This is a genomic window from Leifsonia shinshuensis, from assembly GCF_013410375.1.
In the GTDB taxonomy this organism is placed as follows: domain Bacteria; phylum Actinomycetota; class Actinomycetes; order Actinomycetales; family Microbacteriaceae; genus Leifsonia; species Leifsonia shinshuensis.
The window spans coordinates 214,988-234,007 of the sequence record NZ_JACCFL010000001.1; the positions used below are offsets into that span (position 1 = coordinate 214,988).

At 72.0% G+C, this 19,020-nt stretch carries 17 protein-coding genes; 6 read left to right on the plus strand and 11 right to left on the minus strand.

The window, feature by feature from the left end; translation table 11 throughout:
• Positions 1-56: 56 nt before the first annotated feature.
• The 9 genes from HNR13_RS01000 to hemE all read right to left on the minus strand — a co-directional run bounded on the left by HNR13_RS01000 (position 57) and on the right by hemE (position 7,680).
• Positions 57-851, minus strand: coding sequence for a uroporphyrinogen-III synthase (locus tag HNR13_RS01000; RefSeq protein WP_179604033.1), 795 nt, complete (start codon positions 849-851; stop codon positions 57-59).
• Positions 851-1,849: a hydroxymethylbilane synthase gene (gene hemC, locus HNR13_RS01005; protein ID WP_179604034.1), complete on the minus strand. Its 999-nt coding sequence runs from the start codon at positions 1,847-1,849 to the stop codon at positions 851-853. Before hemC ends, HNR13_RS01000 begins: the two co-directional genes overlap by 1 nt.
• A complete protein-coding gene (locus tag HNR13_RS01010; RefSeq protein WP_382312165.1) occupies positions 1,846-3,027 on the minus strand; it encodes a ferrochelatase in 1,182 nt (393 codons plus the stop codon). The genes hemC and HNR13_RS01010 overlap by 4 nt, the downstream gene beginning before the upstream one ends.
• Positions 3,024-3,758: a hydrogen peroxide-dependent heme synthase gene (hemQ, locus tag HNR13_RS01015; protein ID WP_179604035.1), complete on the minus strand. Its 735-nt coding sequence runs from the start codon at positions 3,756-3,758 to the stop codon at positions 3,024-3,026. The genes HNR13_RS01010 and hemQ overlap by 4 nt, the downstream gene beginning before the upstream one ends.
• 70 nt (positions 3,759-3,828) lie before the next feature.
• The gene (locus HNR13_RS01020; RefSeq protein WP_179604036.1) at positions 3,829-4,044 is read right to left on the minus strand and encodes a DUF3618 domain-containing protein; all 216 of its coding nucleotides are present in this window, start codon (positions 4,042-4,044) and stop codon (positions 3,829-3,831) included.
• Positions 4,034-4,444, minus strand: coding sequence for a phage holin family protein (locus HNR13_RS01025; RefSeq protein WP_179604037.1), 411 nt, complete (start codon positions 4,442-4,444; stop codon positions 4,034-4,036). The genes HNR13_RS01020 and HNR13_RS01025 overlap by 11 nt, the downstream gene beginning before the upstream one ends.
• 60 nt (positions 4,445-4,504) lie before the next feature.
• Positions 4,505-4,819 carry a hypothetical protein gene (locus HNR13_RS01030; RefSeq protein ID WP_179604038.1) on the minus strand — a complete coding sequence of 105 codons (315 nt, stop codon included), beginning with the start codon at positions 4,817-4,819 and terminating at the stop codon, positions 4,505-4,507.
• Positions 4,820-4,825: 6 nt separating this feature from the next.
• The gene (locus tag HNR13_RS01035; RefSeq protein WP_179604039.1) at positions 4,826-6,535 is read right to left on the minus strand and encodes a protoporphyrinogen/coproporphyrinogen oxidase; all 1,710 of its coding nucleotides are present in this window, start codon (positions 6,533-6,535) and stop codon (positions 4,826-4,828) included.
• A complete protein-coding gene (gene hemE / locus HNR13_RS01040) occupies positions 6,532-7,680 on the minus strand; it encodes a uroporphyrinogen decarboxylase (RefSeq protein ID WP_179604040.1) in 1,149 nt (382 codons plus the stop codon). The genes HNR13_RS01035 and hemE overlap by 4 nt, the downstream gene beginning before the upstream one ends.
• A gap of 113 nt (positions 7,681-7,793) precedes the next feature.
• Here hemE and HNR13_RS01045 point away from each other — a divergent pair, with 113 nt between their 5' ends.
• The 6 genes from HNR13_RS01045 to HNR13_RS01070 all read left to right on the plus strand — a co-directional run bounded on the left by HNR13_RS01045 (position 7,794) and on the right by HNR13_RS01070 (position 15,949).
• On the plus strand, positions 7,794-9,095 hold the full coding sequence (locus HNR13_RS01045) for a glutamyl-tRNA reductase (RefSeq protein WP_179604041.1): 1,302 nt from the start codon (positions 7,794-7,796) through the stop codon (positions 9,093-9,095).
• 34 nt (positions 9,096-9,129) lie between these two features.
• A complete protein-coding gene (locus HNR13_RS01050; RefSeq protein ID WP_179604042.1) occupies positions 9,130-9,753 on the plus strand; it encodes a GNAT family N-acetyltransferase in 624 nt (207 codons plus the stop codon).
• A 28-nt stretch (positions 9,754-9,781) separates the two neighbouring features.
• Positions 9,782-10,558, plus strand: coding sequence for a DUF3800 domain-containing protein (locus HNR13_RS01055; RefSeq protein WP_179604043.1), 777 nt, complete (start codon positions 9,782-9,784; stop codon positions 10,556-10,558).
• A gap of 177 nt (positions 10,559-10,735) precedes the next feature.
• Positions 10,736-12,124, plus strand: coding sequence for a glycine--tRNA ligase (locus HNR13_RS01060; RefSeq protein ID WP_179604044.1), 1,389 nt, complete (start codon positions 10,736-10,738; stop codon positions 12,122-12,124).
• Positions 12,125-12,221: 97 nt separating this feature from the next.
• A complete protein-coding gene (locus tag HNR13_RS01065) occupies positions 12,222-14,798 on the plus strand; it encodes a bifunctional lysylphosphatidylglycerol flippase/synthetase MprF (protein WP_179604045.1) in 2,577 nt (858 codons plus the stop codon).
• An 80-nt stretch (positions 14,799-14,878) separates the two neighbouring features.
• Complete coding sequence (locus HNR13_RS01070) at positions 14,879-15,949, plus strand: NAD-dependent epimerase/dehydratase family protein (RefSeq protein ID WP_179604046.1); 1,071 nt, start codon at positions 14,879-14,881, stop codon at positions 15,947-15,949.
• Positions 15,950-15,953: 4 nt separating this feature from the next.
• On the opposite strand, the gene HNR13_RS01075 is transcribed toward HNR13_RS01070, so the two are convergent.
• Positions 15,954-16,868 carry a serine hydrolase gene (locus HNR13_RS01075; protein WP_179604047.1) on the minus strand — a complete coding sequence of 305 codons (915 nt, stop codon included), beginning with the start codon at positions 16,866-16,868 and terminating at the stop codon, positions 15,954-15,956.
• A gap of 158 nt (positions 16,869-17,026) precedes the next feature.
• Positions 17,027-19,015 carry a M13 family metallopeptidase gene (locus tag HNR13_RS01080; RefSeq protein WP_179604048.1) on the minus strand — a complete coding sequence of 663 codons (1,989 nt, stop codon included), beginning with the start codon at positions 19,013-19,015 and terminating at the stop codon, positions 17,027-17,029.
• Positions 19,016-19,020 lie beyond the last annotated feature (5 nt).

Sequence of the window (19,020 nt, forward strand, 5' to 3'; positions counted from 1 at the left end):
CCCAGCTTACGCCCGCGGCGCTGGGTGCCCGCCGCACGCGGCAGCCGCCGCTGCGGTCAGGAGGCGGGGGTGGGGCGGGACGCTGCGACGGCCGCGACGGCCTCGATGAGGGAGGCGGCGGTGCGCTCCTCGGCGATCACGTCGACGCGGAGGCCGTACTCGCGGGCGTCGCGGGCGGTCTGCGGGCCGATCGCGGCGACGAGCGTGGTCTCGGGGATGGGTCCGAGCTGCACCTGCACCTGCTCGGCGACGGAGCCGCTCGTGACGAGGATGGCCTGCACGAGGCCGTCGCGCACGTCGGCGACGATGTTCTCCGGGACAGGGATGCCCACCGTCCGGTAGGCGACGACGGACTCCACGTCGTGGCCGATGCGGCGCAGCCCCTCGGTCAGCAGTGGCTTGGCGATCTCCGAGCGGAGGGTGAGGATGCGCAGCGGCACGACGCCCTCGGTCGCGGCCTCCCACTCGGCGAGCAGCCCGCGCGCGGAGTTGTCCTCCGACGGGACCAGGTCGACGGCGTACCCGGCGGCGGCCAGCGCGGCGGCCGTGGTCTCCCCGACGGCTGCGACGCGGGTGGACGGCGGGGTGACGGCGCGCGCGGCGCTCAGCACGTCGACCGTGGTGGCGCTGGTGACGGTCACCCAGTCGAAGCCGCCGGCGGCGAGCCGCGCCAGCGCGGCCTCCAGGGCCGGGGCGTCGGCGGTCGGCGCGAAGTTGATCATCGCGGCGACGACGGGCGACGCTCCCTTGGCGCGCAGGTCGGCGGCGACCGAGTCGCCCCACGGCCCTCCCCGGGGCACGAGCACGCGCCAGCCGGCGAGCGGCTTCGGAGAGGACGGCGTGGAGGGCATCATGCGCTCCCGAGCGGGGCCAGGTCGGCCGCCCCCGCGCCGAGCAGTTCGGCCACTACGCGTGCTCCGACGTCACGCGCGGCCTCGTCGAGGTCGGCGGCGCCGAAGGAGTCGGGGGTGGCGGCGTGGGATGCCGTGAGCCGCTCGGACCCGTCCGGGCGGTACACGGTGGCGGTGAGGAACAGGAGACCGTCGTCCACCAGCGCCGAGGCGCCGATCGGGGCCGCGCAGCCCGCCTCGAGACCGGCGAGGACGGCGCGCTCGGCGGTCGCGCAGGCGTGCGTGGTCGCGTGGTCGACGGCCTTCAGCGCGCGGGCGACGTCTCCGCGGCCGGTCTCCTCGCCCGCCCGGACCTCCAGCGCGAGCGCGCCCTGTCCGGGGGCCGTCGGCACCTGGGACAGCGCGAAGAAGTCGGTGACCGCGTCGAGGCGGCCGAGCCGGCCGAGCCCCGCGGCGGCGAGCACGACGGCGTCGAGGTCGCCCTCGGCGACCCTCCCGAGCCGGGTGTCCACGTTGCCGCGGATGTCGACGACCTCCAGGTCGGGACGGACCGACTTCAGCTGGGCGACGCGGCGCGGCGAGCCGGTGCCCACCGTGGCGCCCTCGGGCAGCGTCTCCAGCGTGAGGCCGTCGCGCGCGCAGAGCGCGTCGCGCGCGTCCGCCCGCTTCGGCACGGCGCCGATGACCAGGCCGGGCGCCTGCGCGGTCGGCAGGTCCTTGAGCGAGTGGACGAGCAGGTCGCACTCGTCGGCGAGGAGGGCCTCCCGCAGCGCGGTGGCGAAGACGCCGGTGCCGCCGAGCTCCGACAGCGACTCGCGCGAGGTGTCGCCGTGCGTGGTGACGGTGACCAGCTCGATGTCAAGCCCGGTCGCCCGGGCGATCGACTCGGCGACGGCGGTCGTCTGCGCGACCGCGAGCGCGCTGCCGCGGGTGCCGATGCGCAGCACGCCGTCGCGGCGCGCGGACGCGCCCTCGGCCTTGCTCACCGTGCCGCTCACGGCGCGAGCCCCGCGGCGGCCGGCTTGAAGCCGAGGCGGACGTTCTCGCAGCAGCCCGGGCGGCACACGTCGTACCAGGGACCGAGCGTGGTCAGCGCGGGGCGCTGCTCGACCGGGACGCCGTCGCGGCGCTCCAGGACGAGGTCGACCAGGCCCTTCACGTAGCGGGCGTGGGTGCCGGGGGTGGGCACGCGGACGGCGACGAGGCCGTTCTCCTCGCTGGTCTCCATCGCCTCGTTGTCGAGGTCCCAGAGCACCTCCATGTGGTCGCTCACGAAACCGAGCGGCACGATGATGACGGCCTTGACGCCGAGCGCGGGGAGCTCGGCGATCCGGTCGTTGATGTCGGGCTCCAGCCACGGCATCGACGGCGGGCCGGAGCGGGACTGGTAGACGAGGTCCCAGCCGATGACGCCGCCGGTCGCCTCCTGCGAGACGATCTCGGCGACGGCCAGGTGCTGGGCCGCGTAGGCGCCGCCCTCTCCGAAGCCGCGCTCGGCGGGACCGGACTTGGCTGCGTCCGTCGACGGGATGGAGTGCGTCGAGTAGAGGATGCGCATCTCGGTCGCCGGGTCGATGCCCGGCACGCGCTCGCGGAGCTCGTCGACGGCGTTGCGTACGCCCTCGATGAACGGCTCCACGAAGCCGGGGTGGTCGAAGAACTGGCGCACCTTGTCGATCTGGATGGTGCCCTCCAGGCCCTTCTCCTCCAGCACGCGGGCGAAGTCCTCGCGGTATTGGCGGCAGCTCGAATAGGAGGAGTAGGCGCTCGTCGCGATGGCGATCAGCTTGGTGAAGCCGCGCTCCTGCGCCTCGGCCAGGGCGTCCTCGAGGTACGGGTCCCAGTTGCGGTTGCCCCACAGCACGGGGAGGTCGATGCCGCGCGACGCCAGCTCGGCCTCCAGCGCGGCCTTCAGCTCGCGGTTCTGGTCGTTGATCGGGCTCACCCCGCCGAAGTGGCGGTAGTGGTGCGCGACCTCCTCCAGGCGCTCCTCCGGGATGCCGCGACCGCGGGTCACGTTGCGCAAGAACGGGATGACATCGTCCTGGCCCTCGGGGCCGCCGAAGCCGGCGAGGAGGATCGCGTCGTAGGCGACCGGCTCGGTCACGTGCTCCGGGCCGGAGGCGGCGGCCGGCGTCGCGCCGAGCACCCGCGGCACGGCCTCGGTACCCGTCACTGGAGCACCTCCACGACCTCGGCCGGCTGGATGCGGCGGCCGGTGAAGAACGGCACCTCTTCGCGCACGTGGCGGCGCGCCTCGGTGTAGCGGAGGTCGCGCATCATGTCCACCAGGTCGGTGAGCTCGTCGGCCTCCAGCGGCAGGATCCACTCGTAGTCGCCGAGCGCGAACGAGGCGACCGTGTTGGCCAGGACACCCCGGAACGCGGCGCCCATGCGACCGTGCTCGGCGAGCATCTGAGAACGCTCGTCCTCGGGCAGCAGGTACCAGTCGTAGCTGCGCACGAAGGGGTAGACGCAGAGCCAGCCACGCGGCTCCTTGCCGCGGAGGAACCCGGGCACGTGCTGGCGGTTGAACTCGGCGTCGCGGTGCACTCCCATCGCGTTCCAGGTGGGGAGCAGCGACTTGAAGAGCCGGGTGCGGCGGAGCTGGCGGAGCCCCCACTGCAGCGCCTCGGCCTCCGGGCCGTGCAGCCAGATCATGACGTCGGCGTCGGCCTTGAGGCCGCTCACGTCGTAGAGTCCGCGGGTGACGACGCCCTGCAGCTCGATGTCGGCGATCACGCCTTCGAGCTCTTGGACGGCCTTCGGCACGTCGGTGCCGTCGAGGTCGTCGGGACGGGCGGGGTCCCGGCGCAGGACGGCCCAGAGGGTGAAACCGCTGGGGCCTTCGGGGGTGGTGTCTTCGGGGGCGGTCGACTCTGCCGGAACGGCAGCCGGGGTACTCATACCGACAGTCTCCCTCGCAAAGCTGAGAAGGCAAAAACCGGACGGGCCGCGTCCGTCGGACGGCCCGGTGTCAGCGGCGCGACGCCGCCACGATCCCCCAGACCGCGCCCCCCACGGCCACGGCCACCCCGACGGCGATCCCGACCAGGGCGAGCGGGTTGTCGTCCCGCAGCCGGCGGAACCGCTCCGCCGTCCGCGCGGGGACGTTCACCTTGTACTGGATGGCGTCGATGGTGGCGGCCAGGTCGGCCCTGGCCCGCTCGACGCCGCTGCGGTCAGTTGTCATATCGGCCCAACCCCTTCACTGCGTCGATGTCCGACCGGACGCTCGCGATGGTCTCCTTGGGCGCTGCGCCGTCCACGCGCTTGAGCGAGCCGACGCCGATCAGCGCCAGGATCGCCGCGATGATCAGGAGGGCGCCGAAGACGATGAGCGCCGCCGCCCAGCCCGGCAGCACGACCGCGAGTCCCAGGATCGCCGCCGCGACGAGCACGCCCAGCGCGAAGAAGAGGAAGGCGGCGGCGACCACGAAGAGCCCTATGCCGATTCCGGCATACTTCGCCTTCTCGGCGTACTCGGCCCTGAGGTTCGCCAGCTCGGCCTTGACCAGCTGGATCAGCAGCCGCGGCAGCGACGCGATCAGCTCACCCAGCGACTGCGACCTGGCGCTCTCCCGATCGGTCATCGGCTCACCCGCCCTTTTCGTGACATCCGTGGCATCCGTGTTCGACTGCTCGCGACCGGATCAGGTCGTCTCTGGATCATCTCGCGTGGCGGCGACGACGGCCACCCCCGCCGTGCCTGCCGGCCTGCGGGCCTCGCGGCGCCGGTCGTTCGCCCGGGCGACGGCCTTCCTGACCGTGACGTAGATGGCCTCGGGGGCTTCGCCGACCTTCGCGGCGACGAAGTCCTCGACAGCGTTCACCTGCTTCTGCACCCCCGGTGACTCCCAGACCTTCTGCGCGGCCGCCTTCATCTGCTCGTAGCGCTTGCGCCCGGCGCGCGTGCCCAGCACGTAGCCGACCGCCGCTCCCGTCACGAAGAGGATCTTGCCCCGCATTCCGTCCTACCCTTCCAGGTCGTCGGTCAGTGCCTTCCAGCGTAGCCCCCTGGCCCGCTCGGCCACCCGGCGCGCGTCCGGGATGACGGAGGCGAGCCCGGTGCCGGTCAGCCAGGAGCCGGTCACCTCGAGTCCTTCGACGCCCTCTGCTCCGTCGCGGACGCGCGCGATGCGCTCCCGCTGCCCCACTGTGGCATAGGGGAGGGCGTTCGTCCAGGGGGTCCGGGCGAAGGCGGCGACATCGGATGCCGTGAGCGGAATATTCAGCAGCGCAGCCGCGTCCGCGACCGCCTGATCGCGGAGCGCGGTGTCGCCGAGGGCGAGCGTGTCGGCCGGGCGGCCGGCGCGTCCGTACGACAGCCGGACCACGTGGCGTCCGGGCCCCGCCGCCTCGGCGACCCACGCCCACTTGGCGCTGGAGTGGGTCATCGCCTTGGCGGCGACGCCGGAGTCCGGGCCGTCGGCGACGAGCACGCCGGTGCCGCGCGGGGCCGCGCCGACGCGGTCGTCGGTGAGGACCAGGGTGACCAGCTCGACGCTGGAGGCCGCAGGCCAGTCGAGGGCGCCGAGGTCGGCGAGGGCGGCGTCCATGCCCGGGAGCAGGGCGAGAGCGGCGTCGGCGGGCGACGTCACAACGACCACGTCGGCGTCCAGGGCGGCGCCGTCGGCGAGGGTCACGGTCCAGCGGGCCGGACGCGCGTCGGCGGGGTCGGCGGGGTCGGCGGGGTCGGCGGGGTCGGCGTTCGGGCGCGCGTCGAGGCCGCCGTCCTCCGGGACGAGCCCGTCGAGCGCGAGGTCGCCGGCGGCCTCGACCAGGGCGTCCTCCACGGCCGCCGCCGCGACCTCCTCGGGGTCCGGCGCGACCCAGGGGGTCACCGAGACGACCGCTGCGTCCGTGCGGATCGTGCCGCCGCGGGCCGCGATGTCTCCGGCGAGCGCCTCCGGCAGCCGCCACATGCCGCCGCGGATGCCCTGCACCGCGCTGCCGGCCTTCGCCTTCGAACGCAGCTCCCCCACCGCGCCGGAGAGGGAGCCGAGCCGGGTCAGCGCGGCGTTCAGTCCGGGGGCGACCACGTCGACGTCCAGGTCGTCGGGGTTCGCGGAGTAGACGCCGGTGACGACAGGCGAGACGAGCTCGTCGAGGACCTTGGCGCCCATGCGCTTGCGGACCAGCGTGCCGAGCCGGCGCTCCTGGCCGATCTTGAGGACGGGGATGAGCCGGTCGAGGTAGGCGCGCACGGCGCCGCCCCAGCCGATGGCGGCGACGACATCGGTGGCCAGGGGCGAGCTCGGGATGCCGAGCAGCCCGGCTTTCGGGAGCGGAACGGTGCGCGTGCCGTTGCGGACCCACGCGCCCGCGGGGTTCGGCTCCACGATGTCGTCGCCGAGACCCAGTTCGTTCAGGAGGGCGGCGACGTGGCCGCCGCGCGTCGCGTAGCTCTCGGCACCGGCGTCCACGGTGATCCCGCCGAGCTCCAGCGGCGCCACGGATCCGCCGACCCGGCCGGAGGCCTCCAGCAGGGTCACCTCGAAGCCGGGCCGGGCGCACTCCCGGGCGACGACCAGTCCGGAGACTCCGCCGCCGATGACGACGATCCGGGTCGGCGGCGCCTCCACGGCGTGGCGGATGCCCTCGGCGAGGGCGTCGTGGTCGAGGCCGTCGTGGTCGAGGCCATCGTGGTCGAGGCCGTCGCGATCGAGCGGTCCGGAGATCATGCCCGCCATCCGTGGACGAGCTCCACCACGCGCGTCAGCACCGTCGGATCGGTCTCGGGCGGGACGCCGTGACCGAGGTTGAGGACGTGGGCCGGCGCCTCCCGGCCGCGCTCCAGGACGTCGACGACGTGCGCCGAGAGCACCTCCCAGGGCGCGTCGAGCATCGCCGGGTCGACGTTGCCCTGCACCGGCACGACGTGGCCGAGCCGGCGCGCGGCCTCGTCCAGGGGCGTGCGGTAGTCCACGCCGACGGTGTCGGCTCCCACCTCGTGCATCGCCTTGAGCAACTCGCCGGTTCCGACGCCGAAGTGCACGATCGGGACGTTGCGCACCAGCGGCTCGAGGTCGCCGATCGCGTCGGCGTCGGCCGCCGGGGGCCGTGGCACCTCGTAGGTGAGGTCGCGCACGTGCGAGAGCGCCCGGGCGGACGCGGGCGCGACGTGCTCGACATAGTCGTGCAGCGACAGCGAGCCCGCCCAGGAGTCGAACAGCTGCGCGGCGCTCGCGCCGGCCAGCAGCTGCGCCCGCAGGAAGGCGCCGGTGACGTCGGCGCTCCACGCCATCAGTCGCGCCCAGGTCTCCGGGTCGGCGTGCATGAGCGTGCGGGCGCGGATGTGGTCCTTCGAGGGGCCGCCCTCCACGAGGTACGCCGCGAGCGTGAAGGGCGCGCCGGCGAAACCGATCAGCGGGGTGTCGCCGAGCTCCGCCGTCGTCAGCCGGACCGCCTCGGCGATCGGGGCGAAGGTCTCGGCGCCGAGGGAGGCCGGGTCGACCTCCTCGAGGCGCGCCACGTCGGCGGCGGTGCGCACGGGCTGCTCGAAGACCGGGCCCTTGCCGGGCTGGATCTCGACCGCGACGCCCGCGAGCTTGAGCGGCACGACGATGTCGCTGAAGAAGATGCCCGCGTCCACACCGTGCCTGCGCACCGGCTGCAGGGTCATCTCGCTCGCCATCGCGGGGTCGAGGCAGGCGTCGAGCATGCGCGTCCCGACCCGCAGCTCGCGGTACTCGGGGAGCGAGCGCCCGGCCTGGCGCATGAACCAGACGGGGACGGTCTCCTGGCGTTCGCCCTGGTAGGAGCGGACCAGGCGGCTGTCCGCGGTGCGGCCGGCGGAGAGCGGGTGGGACGGGTCGAGGGAGGTCACTCGTCGATTCTGCCAGGGCCCAATCTGCCAATCCCCCGGGAATCCTGTCGAACAGGCTCAGGACGGGGTATCCCGATTCGAGTCTCGACGGCGCCGAGCGTATCCTTTCACCCGTGCTTCTCTGCTTCTCGTCGAGCCACCGCACTGCGGAGTTCGACCTCCTCGAACGGCTCGAGCGCCATGCGCCGGCCGTCACCGCGGCACTCGCGGAGCAGCACGGGATCGTCGCCGGATCGGTCGTCCTCGCGACCTGCAACCGCTTCGAGGCCTACCTCGACGTGGACGCGCAGCGCCTCGCCGGGGCCGCGACCGCGGACCACGTGATCGAGACCGTCGCCGCCGCAAGCGGCATCGACGCCGACGTGCTGCGCTCCTCCAGCGCCGTCTACAGCGACGACGCCGTCGCCGAGCACCTCTTCTCCGTCTCCAGCGGCCTCGAGTCCGTCGTCGTCGGCGAAGGCGAGATCGCCGGGCAGGTGCGCCGCGCGCTGCAGGCGGCCCGCACCTCCGGCACCGTGACCGGGAACCTGGAGCGCGTCTTCCAGGTCGCGTCGCGCACCTCCCGCGGCGTCAAGAACCAGACCGGCATCATGACCGCCGGCCGCTCGATGGTCCGCCTCGCGCTCGAACTGGCCGAGAGCCGGATCACGGACTGGGCCGCTGTGCGCGTCCTGCTGGTCGGGACCGGCAAGTACGCCGGGGCCAGCCTGGCGGCGCTGCGCGAGCGCGGCGTGGTCGACGTGCAGGTGTTCTCGCCGACCGGGCGCGCCGCGAAGTTCGCGCTGTCGCACGATGTCGTCCCCGTCGAGTCCGACGACCTCCTGGAGGCGCTCGGCGCCGCGGACCTGGTCGTCACCTGCTCGGCCGTGACGGACCACGTGATCACCCGCACCCTGCTGGCGGACGCGATCGCCGCACCGGACGCCGCCGAACGCCGCCTCGTGATCGACCTCGGCCTCCCGCGCAACGTCGACCCCGCGGTCGCCGAGCTGCGCGGCGTCGAACTGCTCGACCTGGAGACCATCAGCATCCACGCCCCGGTGGAGGAGCTGAATGCCGCAGCCGACGCCCGTGAGCTCGTCGGCGCGGCCGCCGCCGAGTTCGCCGCGCAGAGCGCCGAGCAGGCCATCACCCCGGCACTGGTCGCCCTCCGCACGCACGTGTTCGGCGTCCTCGACGCGGAGATCGCACGGGCCCGCTCGCGCGGCGACTCGTCCGAGCAGACCGAGGCCGCCCTGCGCCACCTCGCCGGCGTGCTCCTGCACACCCCGTCGGTGCGCGCCCGCGAACTCGCCAGGAACGGCGACGCCCAGGCGTTCGTCGACGCCGCAGCCGCCCTGTTCGGCGTCGAGGTCGAGGAGCCCCCGCGCGCTGCCGGCCTCCGCGCCGTCGACGACGAGACCGCCGCCTCCTGACGTCCGTCCAGGAGCACCCACCAGAGGAGGACACGTGAGCGACGAGGCCACGATCACCGCCACCGAGCCGCACGCCGCCACCGGCCTGCCCTACGCGGCGGAGGAGCTCCGCACCGAGCGACTGCTGCTCCGCCCGCTCAACAGCGGCGACCTGGAGAACGCGCACGAGTTCGAGCGGCTGAAGGACGTGGCCCGCTACCTCTACTGGGAGGTGCACGACCACGACGAGTCGGCCGAGCACCTGCGCAAGCGCATCGCGATGAACCGCCTCGCGGCCGACGGCGACGGCATCGTCTACGCGGTCGAGCTGCCGGACCCCGAGGGCGGGCACAGCCGGGTGATCGGCCACGTGAGCCTCTTCCTCAAGAAGGCGGAGTGGGCGAAGTTCGAGATGGGCTGGGTGTTCCACCCGGCCGTCCACGGCCGCGGCTACGCCACCGAAGCGACCACCCGCCTTCTGGAGCTCTGCTTCGAAACCCTCGGCGGCCACCGCGTCTTCGCCCAGCTCGACGCCCGCAACGAGGCGTCGGCGCGGCTCTGCGGCATCATCGGGATGACGCAGGAGGCGCTGCTGCGCGGGAGCGAGATCTACAAGGGCGAGTGGTCGGACACCGCGGTGTTCGCGATCCTGGAGGACGACTTCCGCGCGGGCCGGTGAGGTCGGCGGCATCTGAAATCATAGATGCGTGCACCTCTGCTATGTCGATGATTCGGGCGACCCTTCACGCGGGAAGCTGCTGACCGCGTTACTGATCCGGGATGTCGATTGGTCCCACGTCCTCGATGCGTGGCTGACCGGACGCGAAGAGCTGCATCGACTCTTCGGGGTCCACAAGCGCCGGGAGCTCCACGCGAACAAGTTGTTCAAGGGGCGCGGACAGTTCTGCGACAGCCCGGAGCAGGAGGCCGCGTTCACCGGCAGCTCCCGTGCCACGGCCGCCCGTATCGCTCTGAGCCACCTGAGCAAGCGGAGTTCATTCGAGCTGGTCACCGTCGGGGCCGCTGAGCGATCACCGCACGTGATGTACGCGAGATTCATCGCCTGGCTGGAGGACTGGGCGGCGCTCCGCGACACCCGGGTGATGATCTTCTACGACGGACAGCACGGCCTCGACGAGACCGGTACGCTCGACGCGAAGGAACGACACGAGCTCTGGGAGCGTGCACTACGCGCATCGGGTCCGTATCGCGACGTCCATCGGTCTCTGGAGTTGTCCACACGACGGATCGTGGAGGACGTCGTCATGCAGGACAGTCGGTACAGCCAGCTCATCCAAGCCGCGGACTTGATCGCCTATGGCGCGTACCACAAGCACCGTCAAACGAATCCAGATGTCTGGGGCGGCTCGTTTCAACCGTCGCACGCTGCGATCGCGGCGTACATGCAGACCTCGGCCCATTGGCCGGCCGACAGCGACGACGGCGTGCACTGGCTCAGCCCAACGCAAGAACCCCCGGCCTGAGCCAGGGGTCCGCGGATCGCAATACCCCGCGAGCAGTTCATAAGCCTGCATGGAGTTTTGCGTTCGCAAGTCTACTACAAGGTAGAGTCAGCCGCCTCGGCGAGCCAAACGCCGGCGGCGCATCCTCAGTAGGATGGACGGGTCCCCCACCACCCCGGCACCGAACAGGGAGCACCCATGGCCGCACCGTCGAGACTGGAATCCGTCATCACGCTGGCGCAGCACCGCGGATTCGTGTTCCCCTCCGGGGAGATCTACGGCGGCACGCGCTCGGCGTGGGACTACGGTCCCCTCGGCGTCGAGCTCAAGGAGAACATCAAGCGCGAGTGGTGGAACGCGTTCGTGCGCGGCCGCGGCGACATGGTCGGCCTCGACTCCGCGATCATCCTGCCCACGGCGGTGTGGGAGGCCTCCGGTCACGTGCAGGTCTTCAGCGACCCGCTGACCGAGTCGCTCATCACCCACAAGCGCTACCGGGCCGACCACCTGTTCGAGGCGTACGAGGCCGAGCACGGCCACCCGCCGGCGAACGGCCTCGACGACATCGCCGACCCCGACCACCCGGACAAGGTCGGCCAGTGGACGCCGATCCGGCAGTTCTCCGGCCTGATGAAGACCTTCCTCGGCGTCGTGGACGACGAGTCCGGCCTGCACTACATGCGCCCGGAGACCGCGCAGGGCATCTTCACCGACTTCGCGCACGTGCTGCAGGCCGCGCGCAAGAAGCCGCCGTTCGGCATCGGCCAGATCGGCAAGGCGTTCCGCAACGAGATCACGCCGGGCAACTTCATCTTCCGCACCCGCGAGTTCGAGCAGATGGAGATCGAGTACTTCGTCGAGCCCGGCACCGACGAGGAGTGGTTCCAGACCTGGATCGACCTCTGCTGGGACTGGTTCGTCGACCTCGGCATCGACCCGTCCCATATCCGCCGTTTCGAGCACCCGAAGGACGCGCTGGCGCACTACTCGAAGCGCACCATCGACATCGAGTACAAGTTCGACTTCGTGGGCAGTGAGTGGGGCGAGCTGATGGGCGTCGCCAACCGCACCGACTACGACCTGCGGACCCACATCGAGCACTCCGGCAAAGACCTGAGCTACTTCGACCAGAACAAGAACGAGCGCTACGTGCCGTACGTGATCGAGCCGTCGTTCGGCCTCACCCGCGCGCTGATGGCGTTCCTGGTCGACGCGTACGACGAGGAGGAGGTGCCGAACGCCAAGGGCGGCACCGACAAGCGCACCGTGCTGCACCTCGACCCGCGCCTCGCGCCGGTGAAGGTGGCCGTGCTGCCGCTGTCCCGCAACGAGGCCCTGTCGCCGCTCGCCCGCTCGCTGGCGGACCGGCTCCGCAAGCGCCGCAACGTCGACTTCGACGACTCCGGCGCGATCGGTCGCCGCTACCGCCGCCAGGACGAGATCGGCACGCCGCTCGCGGTGACCGTCGACTTCGACTCGCTCGAGGACGACGCCGTGACGGTCCGCGACCGCGACACCATGAAGCAGGAGCGCATCCCGCTCGAGGGCCTCGACCGCTACCTCGCGGAGCGCCTGCGCGAGATCTGACCCTCCGCGAACACGCCAGCCGCCCTCCGGACCGCACATTCTGCCTCCGCGGACGGATGACGACCGCTAGGGTGGGGGCCACCGCGACGGAGACACGATGAGCACGGCTCCCACAGACACCGCACCGTCGCCGGCGGCGGATCCCTCGCCCGGACGGCCGCCGGCGTGGGCGATGCTGCGCGCCTACGTGCAGATCGCGCCGGCCAGCGTGAGCCTCGCGGTCATCGTGCTGGCGACCTCCATCGCCACCGGGACCCTGTGGAGCGCCGCGAGCGTCGGCGGCGGCTCCCTGGTCTGGGCCGCGGGCGTGTCCACGACCATCCGGGCCGGCTTCTGGTGGACGCCGTTCACCGCGCTGTTCGTGCCGGAGGACCCGATCCAGGTCGTGATCTCGTTCCTGCTGGCCCTGACCCTGCTCGCCGCCGCCGAACGGCTGCTCGGGACGGTCCGGCTCATCGTCGCCTTCCTCGTCACCGGGGTGCTGGGCATCACGATCGGGGTGCTCGGCCAGTGGGCCGCGGCGGGCATCGGCGAGATCCTCGCCCGCGCCACGGAGTTCGACTTCACCCTCGACCCGACGATCGGGATCGTCGGCGCGCTCGTGGCGGCGAGCGCCTTCGCCACGACGCTGTGGCGCAGGCGCATCCGGCTCCTGACCTTCGCCACGGTGGTCATGTTCGTGCTGTACAACGGCGACCAGAACAACGTGTACCGCCTCATCGCCGCGCTGCTCGGTCTCGCGCTCGGCGTGATCCTCCGCCGCGGCCGCGTGCACCGGATGCGCCGCAGCTCGCACGCCGAGACCCGCAACCTGGTCGCCGCGATCGTCGCGATCACGGCGGTCGGGCCGCTCGCCGCACTGCTGCCGCCCGGTGGCCTCGGGCCGCTTTCGTTCATCGCCGCGCTCTTCCAGCACCGCCAGGTGGACGCCGTGACCGTGCTGGCGGCCTGCCGTGCGGCCGACACCAGCAACTGCCGCGACGAGCTCGCGGCCGTCTCGGTGCAGGGTGTCGGCCCACTCCTGCTCAGCCTGCTCCCCCTGGTGCTGCTGATCGTGACCGCCATCGGCCTCCGCCGCGGCCGGCACTTCGCGTGGGTCCTCGGGATCATCGTGAACGCGGGGATGATCGTCCTCCCGTTCACGGCGCTCCCCGGCGGACGGATCACGATCAACGTGGACAGCCTGGACGCGCTGGCGCCCGCGATCGAGGTGCTGCTCTGGCTGATCGCGACGCTGCTGGTCCCGCTGGCGTCGATCGCGCTGCTGGTGGCCACACGCCGCCAGTTCCAGATCCGCGCGCCCAGGGACGCGGTGGTGCGCTTCACCATCCTGGTGGTGGTCGCGTTCGCGCTGCTCGCGGTGCTGTACCTGATCGCGGCGCTCGGGACGCTGTCGTCGTTCGTGCCGGAGGCCTCCATCGGCGACGTCTTCGCCTCCATGCTGCGCCGGTTCGTGCCCTCCGGCTTCGAGTCGGTGCTCGGCTCGGTGATCGTCCCGACCGCGCCGTTCACCCTGCTGCTCTACCAGTGGGTGGGCCCGGTGTTCTGGATCATCTTCGTCGTCGGGACCATGCGGCTGTACCGGGCGACCTCCACTGGCCGCACCGTCGGCGACGAGCTGCACTTCCGCGAGCTCCTGCACGCCGGCGGCGGCGGGACGCTGGGCTTCATGGGCACCTGGCCCGGCAACGTGTACTGGTTCTCCGAGGACGGGGAGGCCGCGGTCGCCTACCGGGTCATCAACGGGGTGGCGATCACCCTGTCCGACCCGGTCTGCCGCCCCGAGCGCGCGGAGCAGACCATCATCGACTTCATCGGGTTCTGCGACGCCAACAGCTGGACGCCCGCGTTCTACAGCATCCACGGCGCGTTCCTCCCGGTGTTCGAGTCCCTCGGCTGGCAGAGCGTCTCCGTCGGCGAGGAGACCCTCATGCACCCGCAGACCTTCGACATGCAGGGCAAGCCCTGGCAGAAGGTGCGGCAGGCGCACAACCGGGGTGTGAAGGAGCGCATCTCCACGCTGTGGACGACGTGGAACGAGCTGCCCCCGATCCAGCAGACCCAGATCGTCGCGCTGAGCGAGCAGTGGGTGTCCGAGAAGGAGCTGCCGGAGATGGGCTTCACCCTCGGCGGGATGGCCGAGCTGAAGGACCCCGAGGTGCGGCTCTACCTGGCCTACGACCCGCAGGGCGACCTCCAGGCGGTCACCAGCTGGCTGCCGAGCTGGCGCGACGGCCGCATCGTCGGCTACACGATCGACTTCATGCGGCGGGCGGACAAGACCATCCCGGGGATCATGGAGTTCGTGATCGCGTCGGCGGCGCAGCGGATGCGCGGCGAGGGGGTGGAGGTGCTGAGCCTGTCCGGCGCGCCGCTGGCGACGAAGCCGGCGGGTGCGGCCGCTCCGGAGGACGCCGACGAGGATGGACCCGACGAAGAGCCCGCTGTGATGGACCGGCTGCTCGCGTTCCTCGCCCGGACGCTCGAGCCCGCGTACGGCTTCCGGTCGCTGTTCGCCTTCAAGAGCAAGTTCAACCCGACCTACGAGACGCTGTGGCTGGCCTACCCCGACGCGGTGTCGCTGCCGGCGATCGGGAACGCGATCGGGCGGGCGTACCTGCCGGACGCGAACGCGCGGGAGTATGTGGCGCTGGCACGGACTCTGCTGGGGTGAGGGCGCTGCTGGGGTGACGGTCTGCTGACGGCAGACCCGGGATCCTGCCGCGGCCGCGCCGCTCGGCGTACGGTTGCGCCATGACGGTCGACTCCGGCGCCGCGGGGCGCACCGCGATGATCATCGGCGGGACCGGGCAGATCGGCTCCGCCGCCGCCCGCCGGCTCGCCGCCGACGGCTGGTCCGTGCTGGTCGCCCACCGCGGGCGAAACTTCGGCGACACCGCCCTGGCCGACCTGGACGTCACCACCGTCCGTCTCGACCGCGACGACACGGACGCCCTGCTCGCGCTGGCGCGCGGGCGCGATCTGATCCTCGACACGGTCGCGTACGAGCCGAAGCATGCCGACCAGCTCGCCGCGCTCGCTGGCGACGTCGGCTCGCTCGTCGTCATCTCCACCGCTTCCGTCTACATCGGCCGGGAGGGCGGCTACCTGGACATCGTGACCGGCCCGGACGACTTCCCCGAGTACCCGCTCCCGCTCCGCGAGACGGACCCGACCGTCGACAACGCCGAGCGCACATACTCCCCGCTGAAGGCCGCGATGGAGCGCCGGCTGCTCGGGGTCGAGGACCTGCCGGTAAGCATCCTCCGCCCCGGTGCTATCCACGGCCCATTCAGCCCGGCGCTGCGGGAGTGGTTCTTCATCAAGCGCGCGCTGGACGGCCGCCGGACGGTGCTGCTCTCCGATGACGGCGGCAACCGGTTCAGCACGTCCGCCACCGTCAACATCGCCGAGCTGGTCGCCCTGTGCGCCGACCACCCGGGCCGCCGCGTGCTCAACGCCGTCGACGAGGACGACGTGAGCGTCGCGGAGATCGCTCACGCGGTGTACGCGGCACTCGACCAGGAGGTGGAGGTCGTGACCTTCGCCGGGCCGCCCGTGAACGAGGTCGGCGGCACGCCCTGGAGCGTCGCGCACCCGCTCCTGCTGAGCATGGCCGCGGCCATCGTGGAACTCGGCTACCGTCAGCCGGTGCCGTACCGCGCGGCCGTGGCGGACGCGGTGGACTGGGCCGTACGCGAGGTGCGCGCAGGCGAGCGCCGCGGGCAAGGGTGGGAGCAGGTCTTCCCGACGCTCGCACAGCGCGCGGCGGCGGACCGGTGGTTCGACTATGAGGCGGAGGATGCTTTCTTGGCGGGGCGATGACGCCTCAGAACACGTACTCCAGCAGATCCAGCCCCACCGTCCGCATCCCGTCGATGACCGCCAGGCGGGCGGGCAGGGCCGTGTCGTCGAAGTAGGTCGACACCGCGTAGGTGACGCCCGCGCGCGGCCCGCGCAGCACGCCGACCTCGCTGCGGACTCCCGCGTCGGTGCCCGTCTTGTTGACCAGCAGGATGCCGTGCTCCGGGTGGCGGTGCGAGTGCGGGTCGAGGCCGAATGCGCTCGAGACGAGGGAGAAGTCGCTGTTCAGGGAGAGCCAGGAGATGACCTGGCGGCTCGTCGCCGCGTCCACGACCTCGCCGCGGGCCAGGGCCGAGAACAGCCAGGTGAGCTCGTTCGCGCTGCCGACCGAGAGCTGCGGGGCGTCGTCCGGGCCGCGGTGGTCGCGGACCAGGTCCAGGAGGGCCGTGCGGGTGAGGCCGAGGGACTCCGTACGGGCGCTGACGGCCTCCAGGCCGACGCGCCGCAGCAGGACGTTCGTCGCGAGGTTGTCGCTGGTCGCGCCGACGAGCGCCGCGAGGTCCGCCACCGGCAGGGCGGGGACCTGCAGGTGCTGCCAGATGCCGGACTCGCCCGCGATGTCCTGCGGGCTGCGGTCGAGCTGGGCCAGCGGGCTCAGCTGGCGGGACTGCAGCCGCGCCGCGACCTCCACCAGCAGGAGCACCTTGCCGATGCTCGCCGTCGGCATCACCACGTGGTCGTCCACCGAGAAGAGCACCTCGCCGGTCGACAGGTCCGTCGCGCGCGCGGAGACCTGGACGCCCTGCACGGCCAGCCGGCCGAGCGCCTCGAAGCCGCGGCTGAACACCTCGGGGGTGGAGGCCGCGGTGCCGCGATGCCGTCCTCGACGGGCGGTCGCATGCCTGCGGCGGCGCTCGGTCTCCTGGGTCTGGATCGTCACTGTCGCGCTGGGTCTTTCTTCCGAGTCGGGGGCATCGGTCGGTGCTGCGGTCCCCCCGGCCCGCCACGCGTCGAGGTAGGGCTCCTCGACACGATAGGGATGATGTTACCCCGGACGGGGGGTCCCGGGGCGATCCCGTTCGCGCACGTCGGCGCGCGTCACCAGATGGTCACGCGCTCCTCCGGCGCCAGCCACAGCGCGTCGCTCTCGGTGACGCCGAACGTGTCGTAGAAGGCGTCGATGTTGCGGACGATCTGGTTGCAGCGGAACTCGTTCGGCGAGTGCGGGTCGATCGCCAGCAGACGGATGACCTCCTCGTCGCGGCCCTTCTGCTGCCAGGCCTGCGCCCACGACAGGAAGAACCGTTCCGCGCCGCTGAGGCCGTCGACCACCGGGGGCTCCTCGCCGCCCAGCGACAGCAGGTAGGCCTTCCACGCGATGCCGAGGCCGCCCAGGTCGCCGATGTTCTCGCCGATCGTGAGGGCGCCGTTGACGTGGTGGTCGGGCACCTGGGCCGGCGCGAGCGCATCGTACTGGGCGATCAGGCTGCCGGTGCGCTTCTCGAACGCGGCACGGTCGGCGGCGGTCCACCAGTCGTCGAGCTTGCCGTCGCCGTCGAACTTGGAGCCCTGGTCGTCGAAGCCGTGGCCGATCTCGTGGCCGATCACGGCGCCGATCGCGCCGTAGTTCGCGGCGGCGTCCCGGCCCTGGTCGAAGAACGGGTACTGCAGGATGGCCGCGGGGAACACGATCTCGTTGAAGCCGGGGTTGTAGTACGCGTTGATCGTCTGCGGGGTCATGAACCACTCGTCGCGGTCGATCGGCTTGCCGATCTTGTCCAGCTCGCGGTTGAACTCGAAGAGGGCGGCGGCGCGCACGTTGCCGACGAGGTCGGTCGGGTCGATGACGAGCGCGGAGTAGTCGCGCCACTTCACCGGGTAGCCGATCTTGGGCGTGAACTTGCTCAGCTTGTCGAGCGCGCGCTCGCGGGTGTCCTCACCCATCCACTCGAGCTTCTGGATGCTCTGCCGGTAGGCCTCGATCAGGTTGGCGACCAGTTCGTCCATCGCCTGCTTGGCGGCGGGCGGGAAGTGCTTCTCGACGTAGATGCGGCCGACGGCCTCCCCCATCACGCCCTCCACGAGCGAGACGCCGCGCTTCCAGCGGGCGCGCATCTCGGGCGTGCCGGTGAGGGTGCGGCCGTAGAAGTCGAAGTTCGCGTCCACGAAGTCGCCCGTCAGGTAGGGGGCGGAGTCGTGGATGATCTGCCACGCCAGCCAGTCCTTCCAGGACTGCAGCTTCTCCTCGGTGAGGAGCGCGGCGACGCCGGAGGTGAACGACGGCTGGCGCAGGACGATCTCGGCGAGGGCGCCCTGCGGAGCGCCGAGGCCGGCGGCCCAGCTGTCGAGGCCGGTGGCGGCGTGCGCGTGGCCGCCGTCCGCCGCCGCCCCGGCGAACAGGGCGGTCGCGTCGGCCCAGGTGAAAAGGTTGTAGGTCTTCTCGGAGTCGCGGGAGGTCACGTTGTCCCAGTGCTGGGCCGCGATCTCCACCTCGAGGTCGTAGACGCGCTGGGCGCGCTCCGGCGCGTCCTGGAAGCCGGCCAGCTCGAACATCCGCTGCACGTGCGCGGCGAACGCCTCGCGGATCGGGGCGAACCGCTCCTCGCGGAAGTAGGACTCGTCCGGCAGCGAGATACCCGCCTGCTCGGCGAAGACGAGGTAACGGGAGGGGTCGCCCGGGTCGTTGTCGACGAACAGCTGGTAGATGCCGCCGACGCCGTGCCGCTCCAGCTCGCCGAGGGTCTTCAGGAACTCCGGGATGCTGGACACGTCGCTCGCGATGGCGAGCTGGGCCTCGATGGGCTTCACCCCGAGCGCGTCGACCCGGTCCTCGTCGAGGAAGCTCGTGTACAGGTCGCCGAACTTGCGCTCCTCGGTGCCCTCCGGCGCCGACTGGGCGGCCTCGACGATCTCGCGCACGGCCGCCTCCGACTGCTCCGCGAGCTCCATGAAGGAGCCCCAGCGCGCCTTGTCGGACGGGATCTCGGTGCGGGCGATCCACGTGCCGTTCACGTGCCGGAACAGGTCGTCCTGCGGGCGGATCGTGGGGTCGAGTTCGTCGGTGGCGATGCCGGAGGAGAGCGTCATGCGCC